Below are 13,143 nucleotides of genomic sequence, written 5' to 3' on the forward strand. Positions count from 1 at the left end.
ATCGACGTCCCCCTTCTCCTCGGTCGCTAGAGTATGGCGGGGAGAGGGCCGCCACCAGGGGGAGAACTCCCCATGGCAGCGTCCCGAGGCGTCCGGCCCACCGGGTCCCACGACGCAGCAGCAATCGCCATCGACCCGGGGGAGCAGAGCAGTGAGCGCGGAGCACCTCGAGAGTCCTCATGAGCCTGGGGTGGCGTCTGTGCCTGGGGTGACGTCGCGGCGCCGCACCGTCTTCGCTGCACTGTCGATCGTGCTGGGCGCGCTCGGCGCCGCGTGGTCGGGCGTGGTCACGGCGCTCGTCTTCGAATCCGCCCGCGTGACGTACTACTTGCCGGCGCCAGATTCGACAGTGGCCACCGAACATCATGACTGGCATCTGCCCTCTCTGCTGCTCACGCCGCTCGGTGCCCTCGCCCTCCTCCTCGCGGCCATCGCCCTCGCGCTCGGGGGATGGGGGCTCGTGCGCCGACGCGGGGTGCGAGGCTGGGTGCTCGTGCTGCCCTGCCTCGCCCTGGCGCTCGCCACTGCCGTGCTGGCCCTCGCCGCCGGGATGTCCCAGGACACGTACTGAGCAGGCTCGTGCTGCGCGGGCGCGATTCCCCACCGACGGCGAGGTCCTAGGATTCGGTCGTGCCTGATGCGCTGAACTCGTCCGATCCGCGGAACCCGCCGGTCCCCCCGATCTCCTCGCGCGACGCGCCCCGCTTCGGCAGCGCCGAGCGGAAGAGGGCGCTCGCCGCCGCTTTTCAGGAGCAGGGTGAGGACTATGACCGCTTGCGCCCCGGCTATCCGGACGCCGTGCTCGACGTGTTCCTCGCCCAGGTCGCGGCGCCTCCCGGCAGTACCGCGGTGCGTGCGATCGACCTCGGTGCCGGGACGGGGAAGCTGTCCTGGGCGCTTGCCGGACGAGGGCTGGACGTCACCGCTGTGGACACCAGCCCCGCCATGCTCGAGACCGCACTGCGCCGCAGGCCGACGGGCCCGCCCCCGTTCGCTGGCCGTGCCGTCACCACCCGCGTGGCCCCTGCGGAGGACACGGGCCTGCCCGCGAGTTCCGCCGCGCTGATCACCGTCGCCCAGGCCTGGCACTGGTTCGATGCCGAAGCGGCGTCGGCCGAAGTAGTGCGGCTGATGGCGCCCGGGGGCGTGCTCGCGCTGGTGTGGAACATGCTCGATGTGACGATCCCCTGGGTCCATCGCCTCTCCCGGATCATGCACGCCGGCGACATCCACCGCGAGGACTTCCTGCCCACCGTCGGACCAGGCCTCGAGCTCACCGGGCGCAGCCTGCACCGCTGGGAGGACCCGATGCCCACGCAGGACGTCATCGATCTGGCCCGCACCCGCAGCTACGTCATCACCGCCCCCGAGGAGCGCCGGTCGAAGGTGCTCGCGAACCTCGACTGGTATCTGCACGAGCACCTGGGCCATGCCCCCGGGGACGTGGTCGGGGTCCCGTACCGCACCGACGTCTTCCTCTATCGGCCGACGGGAGAGCCGGGCACCGCTGTCTGAGTCAGACACCGCTGGCTGAGTACGGCCCCGCTGGCTGAGTCCGCCGCCGCCGCGGCTTGACCCTCTCGTGATCTCTTCGTTGTTGACCTGGGTCACATCCCCGGCTAGCGTATAGAAATCGTTTGCCGCCGTCGTCGGCTGCCGTCATCGTTGCCGGGTCGCTGTCGATCCCTGCCACTCCCGACGAGTCGATGGCCGAACGCACGTCCCGGGACACATCACCTGCCGCCCGGCGGTGACCCGCCTGTTTCAAGGAGGAGACATGGTCGACACAATCTCTCGCCGCAGCGCCCTGGGTGTCGGCGCAGCCGGCGCCGCCGCGCTCGGACTGGCCGCCTGTGGTGGTGGCGGCAGTGACACCGCGGAGGCCCCGCCGGAGAGCTCGGAAGACATCTCCGGCTCGATCGTCATGTGGATCTATCCGCTGAGCGACTCCGCGAGTGCCGAGTCCTACCAGCCCTACGTCGACTCCTTCAAGGAGAAGTACCCCAACGTCACCGTCGAGGTGGTCCAGCAGCCCTGGGCCAACCGCGAGGAGCAGCTGACCACCGCGATCAGCGGCGGCAACGCCCCGGACGTCGTCTACTTCAACCCCGACTTCGTGCCCCGCTTCGCCGTCGAGGACCTGCTCGTGAACCTCGATGATCTGCGCGACGACTGGGACAGCGCCTTCGTCCCCGCCTCGCTCGAAGCGATGACCTACGAGGGCTCCCTCTACTCTGCCCCGATCCTGATGCAGGCCTCGCAGACCTTCGCCAATCAGAAGGTCCTCGACGAGATCGGCATGGAGGGGCCCACCACCTGGGACGAGCTGCGCGCCGTGGGCGCCGCCGCGAAGGAGAAGGACTACTACCTGCTGGAGTACAGCGGCGACGCCACTTTGAACCACAACTACTACATGTACCTCTGGCAGGCCGGTGGAGAGGTGCTCAGCGAGGACATGAGCACCGCGGCCTTCAACAGCCCCGAGGGCCTCGAGGCGCTCGAGTTCGTCAAGGAGATCGTCGACAACGGCTGGGCACCCAAAGAGCCGATCAGCGTGGTGCTCCCCTTCGAGCAGACCGACCTCGCCCAGGGAAAGGTCGCGTACAGCATGGGCAGCAACATCGGCTCGGTCCGCGCGGTGCTCAAGGATCCGCTGACCATCCTGCCGCCGCTGACGTACAAGGAGCAGGTCGCGATCGGCTCCGTCGGCGCACTGTCGATCTTCAACACCACCGAGGCTCCCGAGGCCGCGGCCGCCTGGGTCCACCACCTCACCGAGCCCGACTTCATCGAGTTCGTGTGCTCGGAGTTCGTCTACTACTCCCCGCGCACCGACGTCACCGGGATCCATGACGACGATGAGCAGGTCGCGGAGTTCGAGCAGTACCTCGACGTGGTCAACGCCGGCATCATCCACCCCAAGGCCCGGGAGATCATCGACGTGATGAAGCCCGAGATCCAGGCGGTGCTGCTGCAGGGCAAGGACCCGCAGGAGGCGCTCGACACCATGGAGACCACCGTCAACGAGCTGCTCGCGCGAGGCTGACCAGACCCGATCCGCGCGCCGGGCACACCAGCACCACGTGCACGAGCAGCACGTGCCCGGCGCGCCGCAGTCCTGAGAGGAGCCGCATGTCCACGTCCGTGGCACCCGGCACCACCGATACCCCGGCCGACGACGTCGAGCCTTCTGTCGTCACGCCTCGGGTGGCGTCATGGCGGGAGCTGGCAACGTCCCGTGGGGCGCTGATCGCGTATGCGTTCATCTTCCCGTATGTGGCGTTCTTCCTGGCGTTCCGCATCATCCCGGCGCTCTACGGGATCGTGCTGAGCCTGGGTGACTTCTCGCTGTCGGGGCGGTTCAAGTTCGTGGGGCTGGAGAATTTCACGCGCCTGTTCCAGGACGATGTGTTCTGGCATTCGCTGCAGGTCACCGCGATCTATGCGGTGCTGGCGATCCCGTTGTCGGTGGTGCTGTCGCTGTTCATGGCGCAGTTGTGCAACCGCACGATGCGGGGGATGTCGTTCTACCGGGCGCTGTTCTTCCTGCCGGTGGTGACCTCGCCGGTGATCTCGGGGATCATCTTCGTGTGGCTGTTCTCCGGTGGCGGCCCGATCGATGAGACCCTCGGCCTGCTCGGGGTGGAGCTGGGCTCCTGGCTCCAGCATCAGGTGCTGGTCCTGCCCGCTCTGGCGCTGGTCGCGGCGTGGGGCAGCTTCGGCTACAACATGCTGATCCTGCTCGCGGGGATGCTCGCGATCCCGCCGGACTACTACGAAGCCGCGGAGCTCGACGGCACCTCGGCCTGGCAGCGGTTCCGATACATCACGCTGCCGCTGCTGAAGCCGGCGCTGTTCTTCGTGCTGGTGCTGGAGACCGTCAAGAGCTTCCAGGCCTTCGACATCATCTACGTGATGACCGGTGGCGGCCCTGCCCGCGGCTCCTACACCCTGACCTTCATGATCTTCGACCAGGGCTTCGGATACTTCGAGTTCGGGTATGCCAGCGCCGTGGGTGTGGTGCTGCTGGTGATCACGCTGGTGCTGTCCCTGATCCAGCGCCGCCTCGTGGGAGGGAACAACTCATGACCTCTACTTCCACCACTTCGAACACTTCCACTGCTTCGAGCGCTGCAGGTGCTGGCGGGCGTCGCGGGCCGGGGCTGCGCCGGCGGGCACCGCTGGGAGTGCGGGTCCGGAAGCATCTGATCCATATCCCGCTCGCGGTGATCGGGTTGGTGACGCTGTTCCCGTTCCTGGCGATGGTGATCATCTCCCTGCACCCGGGGATCCCGGTGCAGGTCCCCGACATCTTCTTCAACGCCGACCTGTCGCTGGAGGCGTATCGGCAGGCGCTGCGCAGCTCTCACATCCCGCGCTGGGCGGTGAACACCACCATCTACGCGGTGGTCTCGGTGGTGCTGGTGCTGTTGTTCGCCTCGATGGCCGGGTACGCCTTCGCGAAGAAGAAGTTCCTGGGCCGCGAGGTGATCTTCTGGGTGTTCATCGCGATGCTGATGATCCCGTACCAGCTCACGATCATCCCGCAGTACCTGCTGGTGGGCCAGATCGGTGGCCTGGACTCGATGTGGGGCCTGATCCTGCCCACCGTCGCCAACGCGCAGGCGATGTTCCTGATGCGTCAGTTCATCCAGGACATCCCCGATGAGCTGATCGACGCGGCGAAGATCGACGGTGCTGGAGAGCTGCGGGTCTACTGGTCGATCATCCTGCCCCAGACCAAACCGATCCTCGCGACCCTGGGGACCTTTGTGTTCCTGTGGCATTGGAACGACTTCCTCTGGCCCCTGGTCGCCCAGCAGTCCCCGGACAACTACGTCCTCACCGTCGGACTCAACAGCCTCCAGGAGCAGAACGTCTCCCTCGCGACCCTGATGGCCTCCGCCGTAGTCATGTTCATCCCCGCGCTGCTCGTATTCATCTTCCTCCAGCGGTACTTCGTGCGTGGCGTCATGATGAGCGGCATCAAGTAGGCATCACCCTCGGAAGCACGCATCACCCCTCCGGTCCCCTCTCAGCTGTCGCTTGGCGAGTGCTCGGGCGACAGTAGAGAGGGGATCGATGGCAAATGCCCGGAGCATCCCCTCTCAGCTGTCGGTGAGAGGTCCTCGAAGCGACAGCTCAGAGGGGATATCTAGCAGCAGCATGAGAGAGGTGCGGAGAGAGGGGTGGGAGAGGCGCGGAGAGGGTGGCTGGCGGAGGTAATAGGCGGGGTGGGGGAGCGTGGAGCCTGTGGCTCAGCCGCCCGCGCCGCCGGCGTCGCTCGCCCCGCCTGCGTCGGAGGGTCCGTCCCCTGCGCCTGCTGCGCCTGCCCCGCCGGTCTCATCGGCCGGGGGAGCGATGCTCATGTCGGTGATGCGCCAGCGCTCACCGTCCCAGGCGATGGTGGCGATCAGCTGGCCGGTGACCTCGGTGAGCTGATTGGCCTGCAGGTTCGGGTCGTCCACCAGGATGGACTCCTCCTGGGTGAAGTCGGCGACCACGGTCCCGGTGGCCGGGGGCTCGCCCGTGCCCTCGAAGGACGTCGAGTGGATCACGAAGGCCCCGTCCACGAGATAGCCGCCCTGCGCGGCGAGCGTCTCTGCATTGCTGAGGAAGCTCACGCACACCTGGCAGTTGGGATCGATGGAGTCCTCCCAGACGGAGACATCGCCGCTGCTCATCATGTAGTCGTAGGACTCGAGCAGGTAGGTGAGCGTGGCCTGTGCGCCCTCGGCGCTCTGCTCCGTGAGTCCGGCGGGCTCGGCGGGGCGGGGCAGCTCGGGGCGCGGCGGCTGCGCGGCGGGGTCCGCGGTCGGCCGGTCCTCCGGGCTCTCAGCGCTCTGCGAGTTCTCGGCCGTCTGCTGTTCAGCGCCCGGCCCCATCAGCTGACCGATCCCCATCACTCCGAGGGGGACGACCAGCAGGACCGCGAGCGCGATGATGATGAGGCGTTGGACTGGTCGATTCACCCGCCCCACGGTAGACGACACCTCCGGGCGGGCAGGGGGAGAGGTGGTCGCCGCCACGTGCGGCCAGTCCCCGTCCACGGGCGTCCGACCGTCGCGCACGCGCGTCCGACCCCGCCCGTCGGCCCCGGATCCCGGTTCCACCCCACCGTTCCGTCCGACTGTTCCGCCCTGCGCGGATCCGCCCTAAGTCGGATGCGGTGAGACGCCGGGAAAGCCTATGCTTCCCGGGTCGACAGGTCCGTGCCCGGCGCCGTCGGCCCTTCGGAAGGAATCCTGTGACCCTGCTGCGCCTGGTGCTGAGGGGCCTGAAGCCGTACTGGATCTGGGTGCTCCTCGTGGTGCTCTTCCAGATCGTCGGTGTGCTGGCCGCGCTCTACCTGCCCACCTTGAACGCGGACATCATCGATGATGGTGTCGCCAAGGCCGATGTTCCGGTGATCTGGCAGCTCGGCCGGCTGATGCTGGTCATCTCCTTCGGCAACATCATCGCGCTGGTGGTGGCGAACTACTTCGCCGCGCGCTCCGCGATGCGGGTCGGCAAGGATCTGCGTTCGACGGTGTTCGGGCGCGTCAGCTCCTTCTCCCCGCGCGAGCTCGCCGAGTTCGGCACCCCCTCGCTGATCACCCGCTCCACCAATGACGTCCAGCAGGTGCAGATGCTGGTCTTCTTCTCGCTGAACATGCTGGTCCAGGCCCCGGTGACCGGGGTCGGCGGCGTGATCCTGGCGCTGCGCGTGGAGCCGGGGATGGCCTGGCTGATCGCGGTGATGGTGCCGGTGATGCTGGTCGCCGTCGGCATCCTGATCTTCAAGGCCGCGCCGCTGTTCAAGCAGATGCAGGGCAAGATCGACGACATCAACGGGGTGCTGCGCGAGCAGATCACCGGCATCCGGGTGCTGCGCGCCTTCGTGCGCGAGGACCGCGAGCGGGAGCGCTACGCGGTGGTCAACGATCAGCTCACCGACCTGAACCGTCGGATCGGGCTGCTGATGATCCTGATCAATCCGATCATCATGTTCATCCTGAACGTCTCCAGCGTGATGGTGCTGCTGGTCGCCGCGCCGCGCATCGACTCGGGGCAGATGGAGATCGGCTCGATCACCGCCTTCATCGCCTACCTGATGCAGATCCTGATCGCGGTGATGATGGCGACCTTCATGACGATGATGATCCCGCGTGCGATGGTCTCCGCCGACCGCATCACCGAGGTGCTCGAGACCGAGACCAGCGTCCACCAGCGCACCGACGGGATCCGCGACCTCGAGGGCCCGGTCGAGCTGACCTTCGACCAGGTCTCCTTCACCTATCCGGGCGCCGAGCGTCCAGTGCTCGAGGACATCTCCTTCACCGCCCGCGCCGGGCAGACCGTCGCGATCATCGGCGGCACCGGCGCCGGCAAGACCACCCTGATCAACCTGGTGCCGCGCCTGATGGACGCCACCGAGGGCAGGGTGCTGCTGAACGGGCATGACGTGCGCGACCTCGACGCACGGGTGCTCTGGGACCGAGTTGGCCTGGTCCCGCAGCGGCCCTACCTCTTCTCCGGCACGGTCGCCTCGAACCTGCGGTTCGGGGATCCATCGGCCGACGAACAGGACCTCTGGCATGCGCTGACCGTCGCGCAGGGTCGTGACTTCGTGGCGTCGATGCCCACGGAGCTCGAGTCCCCGATCGCGCAGGGCGGCACCAACGTCTCCGGCGGGCAGCGGCAGCGGCTGTGCATCGCCCGGGCGCTGGTCGCGAAACCGTCCCTGTACCTGTTCGACGATTCGTTCAGCGCGCTGGACCTCACCACCGATGCGAGGCTGCGCGCCGCGCTGGTCCCGGAGACGAAGGATGCCCTGATGCTGATCGTCGCCCAGCGGGTCTCGACCATCACCGCCGCGGATCTGATCCTGGTGCTGGACAACGGCCGGATCATCGATCAGGGCACCCATGCCGAGCTGCTCGAGGGCTCGGAGACCTACCAGGAGATCGTCCGCTCGCAGGGCGTCGAGGAGGAGGTGGCCTGATGACTGCTCCGAAGAACACTCCTCAGCGTCCTGAGGACCCCGCGACCCCCGTCGGCTCCCAGGCTCCTGCGACTCCCGCCGGGGACGAGGCGTCCACCGCGGCGGAGATCGCCTCCGAGAAGGACGCCGCGCGCGGACTGCGGCCCGGCCAGAGCGCGAAGAACTTCTGGCCCTCGACCAAGCGTCTGCTGCGGGAGATGGGGCCCGAGCGCGTCTACCTGTTCCTCGCGATCGCGGTCGGCGTCGTCTCGGTCGCGTTCAGCGTCGTCGGCCCCAAGATCCTGGGCCGCGCCACCGACATCATCTTCACCGGCCTGCTCTCGAAGAATCTGCCCGCGGGGGCCGACCCGGCGGACGTGATCGCGCAGCTGCGCGCCGAGGGCGAGGAGCAGTTCGCTGACCTGCTCTCAGGCATGACCCTCACCCCCGGGGTGGGCATCGACTTCGATGCGCTGTACCAGACGCTCGGCCTCGCCGTCGGCCTCTTCGCCGTCTCCGCACTGCTGATGTGGCTGCAGGGCATCGCCCTGAACCGGATCATCTACCGCATGGTCTCGCGTCTGCGCCGCGACATCGAGGAGAAGCTGCACCGGCTGCCGCTGGCCTACTTCGACAAGATGAAGCGCGGGGAGATCCTCTCGCGCGTCACCAACGACATCGACAACATCCAGAACACCCTGATGAACACCGTCACCGGGCTCGTGAACTCGATCCTGACCGTGTTCGGCGTGCTGATCATGATGTTCACGATCTCCTGGCAGCTCTCCCTGATCGCGCTCGCGGTGATCCCGGTGGCGCTGGTGCTGACCAGCGTCGTCGGCAAGCGCGCGCAGAAGCTGTTCGCCCAGCAGTGGGACGCCACGGGCGTGGTGAACTCCGAGGTCGAGGAGGCATATACCGGGCACGGCCTGGTGACCGTCTTCGGCCGACGGGACGAGGTCGCCGCCCGGTTCGAGGAGCGCAACGAGACCCTGTTCCGCGCCACCTTCGGCGCCCAGTTCGTCTCCTCGCTGATCATGCCGCTGATGATGTTCGTGGGGAACCTCAGCTATGTCGCGATCGCGATCGTGGGCGGCCTGCGGATCATCTCCGGCCAGCTCACCCTCGGCGACGTGCAGGCCTTCATCCAGTACTCCCGCCAGTTCACCCAGCCGCTCAGCCAGGTCGCCTCGATGGCGACGATGCTGCAGTCGGGCGTGGCCAGCGCCGAGCGGGTCTTCGAGCTGCTGGACGCCGAGGAGCAGGAGCCGGAGACCACCGTGGACACCGCCGCTGCGGGCATCGGCGAGGGGCGCGTGGAGTTCGAGCATGTCGCGTTCTCCTACAGCCCCGACCGGGAGCTGATCCGCGATCTGTCGCTGGTCGCAGATCCCGGCCACACGGTCGCGATCGTGGGGCCGACGGGGGCTGGCAAGACCACCCTGGTGAACCTCGTGATGCGGTTCTACGAGGTGGGCGGCGGCCGGATCACGATCGACGGGATCGACATCCGTGATCTCACCCGCGCCCAGCTGCGCGAGCGCACCGGCATGGTCCTCCAGGACACCTGGCTGTTCAAGGGCTCCCTGAGGGAGAACATCCGCTACGGCCGCCTGGACGCGACCGACGACGAGGTGATCGAGGCGGCGCGCGCCACCCACGTCGACGACTTCGCCCGGCAGCTGCCGGACGGCTACGACACGGTCGTGGACGACGACGAGACCACCCTGTCCGCCGGTGAGAAGCAGCTGGTGACCATCGCCCGCGCCTTCCTCGCCCGGCCCAGCCTGCTGATCCTGGACGAGGCCACCTCGAGCGTGGACACCCGCACCGAGGTGCTCGTGCAGAAGGCGATGAACGCCCTGCGCGCGGGCCGCACCTCCTTCGTGATCGCCCACCGCCTCTCCACCATCCGCGACGCGGACCTCATCCTGGTGATGGAGGACGGCGACATCGTCGAGCAGGGCGACCACGAGCAGCTGCTCGCCGTCGGCGGCGCCTATGCCCGCCTGTACCGCTCGCAGTTCGAGGGCGCGGCGGTGGATATCGACGCCGAGTCGGAGCTCGCCGGGAGCGGGGCGGAGGACGCCGAGGACGAGGTAGCGACCACCACCGGCGGGATGGCACTGGGCGGCTGAGCTGGTGGGGCGGCTGAGCTGCTGGGAGGCTGAGCTGGTGGGGCGGCTGGGCCCCGCCGGTCACGCCCCTGGTGAATCGCGCGACAGCAACTTGTTTCCATGCAAACCTATGAATACTATTCATCGGTGACTGTTTCTCGCCCCCGACGGCGCACCCTGCTGCGCGCCGCGCCCCTGGCCCTGGCCACGGCTGTGCTGACCTCGGCACTGGCCTCCTGCACCCGCGCCTCCGAGCGCCTGGATGCGGAGTCCAACGCCGTGCCGGAGGTCGACCTTTCCGGCATCGCCGAGGTGCCCGAGATCGCCGCGCTGGTCCCGGCAGAGATCCGCGAGCGCGGTGAGCTCGTCAACGGCGCGGCCCTGAACTACGCCCCGGGCGAGTTCGTGGGCTCCTCGGGCGAGGCGATCGGCTACGACATGGACATCCTTGCCGGGATCGGTGCGGTGCTGGGGCTGACCACCCGCACCGAGGCTGCGGTGTTCGCGCAGATCATCCCCGCCGTCGGCTCCACCTATGACGTCGGCATGTCGAGCTTCACCGTCAACGAGGAGCGGCTCGAGGCCGTCAGCATGGTCTCCTACTTCCAGGCCGGCATCTCCTATGCCGTGAAGGCCGGGAACCCCTATGGCATCCATCCCGACGACCTCTGCGGCAAGCGGGTCGCCCTCCAGGTGGGCACCTACCAGGAGGAGCTCTCCATCGAGCGCTCCCAGGAGTGCCGGGACGGAGGCGCAGAGGCGTATGACCTGCTCGCCTATGCGTCCAATTCCGATGCGGCGACCAACGTCGCCGGCGGCAAGGGCGACATCCTGATGGCCGACTCCCCGGTGACCGCCTACGCCATCGCCCGCTCCCGCGGGACCCTCGAGGCGATCGGCGAGATCGAAGAATCCGCCCTCAACGGCATCGTCGTCGCCAAGGACCAGCCCGAGCTGGCCGACGCGCTCCGCGCCGCCGTGCAGCACCTCATCGACGCCGGCCACATGGAGCACATCCTCGCTGCATGGGGCAATGAAGCAGGCCTGATCCCGACCGCGGAAGTGAACCCCCAGCCGTGACCACCACCCAGACCCCCGCCCCGTCCCCGTCGGCCCCGCCGCCCGCGACGGAGCGCTTCACCCCGATCCGCGCCAAGGCCGCCCCCCGCCCCGGCACCTGGATCTCCGCCGTCATCGCAGCCCTGCTGGTCCTGGGCCTGATCTGGTTCCTGGTGACCAACCCGGTGCTCGAATGGGGCACCGTGGCCACGTATCTGCTGGACGTCAAGGTGATCCAGGGCGTCGGCTGGACGCTGCTGCTGACGGTGCTGTCGATGGTGCTGGGCACCGTCGTGGCGCTGACCGCAGCAGTGATGCGCCGCAGCGACAACCCGGTGCTGCGCGGTGTGAGCTGGGCATACATCTTCGTCTTCCGTGGCATCCCGGTCTACACCCAGCTCGTGTTCTGGGGCCTGTTCACGGTGATCGTGCCCAAGATCGTGATCGGCGTGCCGTTCGGACCCGAACTGCTGAGCTTCTCCACCCGTGACCTGCTCACCGCCTTCTGGGCGGCCGTGATCGGCCTGGGCCTGAACGAGGGCGCCTATCTCGCCGAGATCATCCGCTCCGGCCTGAACTCCGTGGACAAGGGCCAGACCGAGGCCTCCAAGGCCCTCGGCATGAGCAACGGCAAGATCCTGCGCCGCATCATCGTGCCGCAGGCGATGCGCGTGATCGTCCCGCCGCTCGGCAACGAGACGATCGGCATGCTCAAGACCACCTCGCTGGTGCTCGCAGTGCCCTTCACGCTCGACCTCACCTTCGCCACCAACGGCATCGCCAACAAGCTGTTCACCCCGATCCCGCTGCTGATCGTCGCCGCGCTGTGGTACCTCGCGATCACCAGCGTGCTGATGGTGGGTCAGCACTACCTCGAGAAGCACTTCGGTCGAGGCTTCGATGACCGCACCCCGACCACCGGCCGCAGCAGGCGCTCCCGTCAGGCGGCGGTCAACAGCGCCGGCACCACCCCGCAGAACCCGCTCCCGGAGGTGGAGCTGTGATGAGCCAGAACCCTGAAATCCCCGCGCCCGACGGCGCCTCTGCGCCCGGCGGCACTCTCGCGTCCGACGGCGCCTCTGCGCCCGGCGGTACTTCCGCGCCCGACGGTACTTCCGCGCCCCGCACCGTGATCCAGGTCGAGGGCGTCCACAAATCCTTCGGTGACCTGCACGTGCTGAAGGACTGCGACCTCACGGTGCGCTCCGGCGAGGTGGCCGTGCTGGTGGGGCCCTCCGGCTCCGGCAAGTCCACCCTGCTGCGCTGCATCAACCAGCTCGAGGAGCCCACCGCCGGGCGGGTCCTGATCGACGACGTGGTGCAGGGCTACGCCCCCGACCCGCTGCCCGACGGCCGCTGGCAGAAGCTCACCTCCGCCCAGATCGCCGCCCAGCGCTCCCGCATCGGCATGGTCTTCCAGCGCTTCCACCTGTTCCCGCACCTTACGGCGCTCGGCAACGTGATGGAGGCGCCGAGGCAGGTGCGCGGCCTCCCCAAGGCCGTCGCCGAGCAGAAGGCGCGGGCACTGCTGGAGCGCGTGGGCCTCGCCGACCGCGCGGACCACTACCCCTCCGAGCTCTCCGGCGGTCAGCAGCAGCGCGTCGCGATCGCCCGCGCGCTGGCAATGGACCCCGAGCTGATGCTCTTCGACGAGCCCACCAGCGCCCTGGACCCGGAGCTGGTCTCCGAGGTGCTCACCGTCCTCAAGGATCTCGCGGCCGACGGGATGACCATGGTCGTGGTGACCCACGAGATGGGCTTCGCCCGCGAGGTCGCCGACCAGGTGGTGTTCATGGACGAGGGCCGCATCCTCGAGCGAGGCACCCCTGAGCAGGTCATCGACCACCCCGAGTCCGAACGGCTGCAGGGCTTCCTCGCCTCGGTGCTCTGAGCCGGTCCTTGGCCCGTCTTACCTTATGGGCCACCACTTTTCTGTCTCTGACGAGGTCTTGAACGCGCCACAGTCGTTCAACCCTCACGAGAGACCAAGTTCTGGTGGCGCTC

11 protein-coding genes are annotated in these 13,143 nt (G+C 68.1%); 10 read left to right on the plus strand and 1 reads right to left on the minus strand.

What is annotated here, in order from left to right; genetic code table 11:
- The first annotated feature begins 190 nt into the window (after positions 1-190).
- The 5 genes from ACT3T9_RS02215 to ACT3T9_RS02235 all read left to right on the plus strand — a co-directional run bounded on the left by ACT3T9_RS02215 (position 191) and on the right by ACT3T9_RS02235 (position 4,994).
- Positions 191-571 carry a hypothetical protein gene (locus ACT3T9_RS02215; RefSeq protein ID WP_441445008.1) on the plus strand — a complete coding sequence of 127 codons (381 nt, stop codon included), beginning with the start codon at positions 191-193 and terminating at the stop codon, positions 569-571.
- Between the two features lie 59 nt (positions 572-630).
- Positions 631-1,515, plus strand: a complete 885-nt coding sequence (locus ACT3T9_RS02220; RefSeq protein WP_441445007.1) for a class I SAM-dependent methyltransferase — start codon at positions 631-633, stop codon at positions 1,513-1,515.
- Between the two features lie 262 nt (positions 1,516-1,777).
- Positions 1,778-3,046, plus strand: a complete 1,269-nt coding sequence (locus ACT3T9_RS02225) for an ABC transporter substrate-binding protein (protein WP_441445006.1) — start codon at positions 1,778-1,780, stop codon at positions 3,044-3,046.
- 86 nt (positions 3,047-3,132) lie between these two features.
- Positions 3,133-4,089, plus strand: a complete 957-nt coding sequence (locus ACT3T9_RS02230) for a carbohydrate ABC transporter permease (protein ID WP_444605876.1) — start codon at positions 3,133-3,135, stop codon at positions 4,087-4,089.
- On the plus strand, positions 4,086-4,994 hold the full coding sequence (locus ACT3T9_RS02235; RefSeq protein WP_444605877.1) for a carbohydrate ABC transporter permease: 909 nt from the start codon (positions 4,086-4,088) through the stop codon (positions 4,992-4,994). The genes ACT3T9_RS02230 and ACT3T9_RS02235 overlap by 4 nt, the downstream gene beginning before the upstream one ends.
- 264 nt (positions 4,995-5,258) lie before the next feature.
- Here ACT3T9_RS02235 and ACT3T9_RS02240 read toward each other — a convergent pair whose 3' ends face one another.
- Complete coding sequence (locus ACT3T9_RS02240; protein WP_444605878.1) at positions 5,259-5,972, minus strand: DUF6318 family protein; 714 nt, start codon at positions 5,970-5,972, stop codon at positions 5,259-5,261.
- Between the two features lie 275 nt (positions 5,973-6,247).
- On the opposite strand from ACT3T9_RS02240, the gene ACT3T9_RS02245 reads away from it, so the two are divergent.
- The 5 genes from ACT3T9_RS02245 (at position 6,248) to ACT3T9_RS02265 (ending at position 13,030) form a co-directional block, all read left to right on the plus strand.
- Positions 6,248-7,984, plus strand: a complete 1,737-nt coding sequence (locus ACT3T9_RS02245; protein WP_444605879.1) for an ABC transporter ATP-binding protein — start codon at positions 6,248-6,250, stop codon at positions 7,982-7,984.
- Complete coding sequence (locus ACT3T9_RS02250) at positions 7,984-10,101, plus strand: ABC transporter ATP-binding protein (protein ID WP_444605880.1); 2,118 nt, start codon at positions 7,984-7,986, stop codon at positions 10,099-10,101. The genes ACT3T9_RS02245 and ACT3T9_RS02250 overlap by 1 nt, the downstream gene beginning before the upstream one ends.
- Positions 10,102-10,227: 126 nt before the next feature.
- Positions 10,228-11,160, plus strand: a complete 933-nt coding sequence (locus tag ACT3T9_RS02255) for an ABC transporter substrate-binding protein (RefSeq protein ID WP_441444999.1) — start codon at positions 10,228-10,230, stop codon at positions 11,158-11,160.
- Positions 11,157-12,143, plus strand: a complete 987-nt coding sequence (locus ACT3T9_RS02260) for an amino acid ABC transporter permease (protein WP_441444998.1) — start codon at positions 11,157-11,159, stop codon at positions 12,141-12,143. Before ACT3T9_RS02255 ends, ACT3T9_RS02260 begins: the two co-directional genes overlap by 4 nt.
- On the plus strand, positions 12,143-13,030 hold the full coding sequence (locus ACT3T9_RS02265; protein WP_441444997.1) for an amino acid ABC transporter ATP-binding protein: 888 nt from the start codon (positions 12,143-12,145) through the stop codon (positions 13,028-13,030). The genes ACT3T9_RS02260 and ACT3T9_RS02265 overlap by 1 nt, the downstream gene beginning before the upstream one ends.
- Positions 13,031-13,143 lie beyond the last annotated feature (113 nt).

It is taken from the genome of Brachybacterium sp. AOP29-B2-41 (assembly GCF_052378395.1).
Taxonomy (GTDB): Bacteria; Actinomycetota; Actinomycetes; order Actinomycetales; family Dermabacteraceae; genus Brachybacterium.

Excerpts from the sequence above, each read along its gene's own strand:
- ACT3T9_RS02225 (WP_441445006.1), top strand. The coding sequence starts at position 1,778 with ATGGTCGACACAATCTCTCGCCGCAGCGCCCTGGGTGTCGGCGCAGCC.
- ACT3T9_RS02230 (WP_444605876.1), top strand. The coding sequence starts at position 3,133 with ATGTCCACGTCCGTGGCACCCGGCACCACCGATACCCCGGCCGACGAC.
- ACT3T9_RS02235 (WP_444605877.1), top strand. The coding sequence starts at position 4,086 with ATGACCTCTACTTCCACCACTTCGAACACTTCCACTGCTTCGAGCGCT.
- ACT3T9_RS02250 (WP_444605880.1), top strand. The coding sequence starts at position 7,984 with ATGACTGCTCCGAAGAACACTCCTCAGCGTCCTGAGGACCCCGCGACC.
- ACT3T9_RS02265 (WP_441444997.1), top strand. The coding sequence starts at position 12,143 with ATGAGCCAGAACCCTGAAATCCCCGCGCCCGACGGCGCCTCTGCGCCC.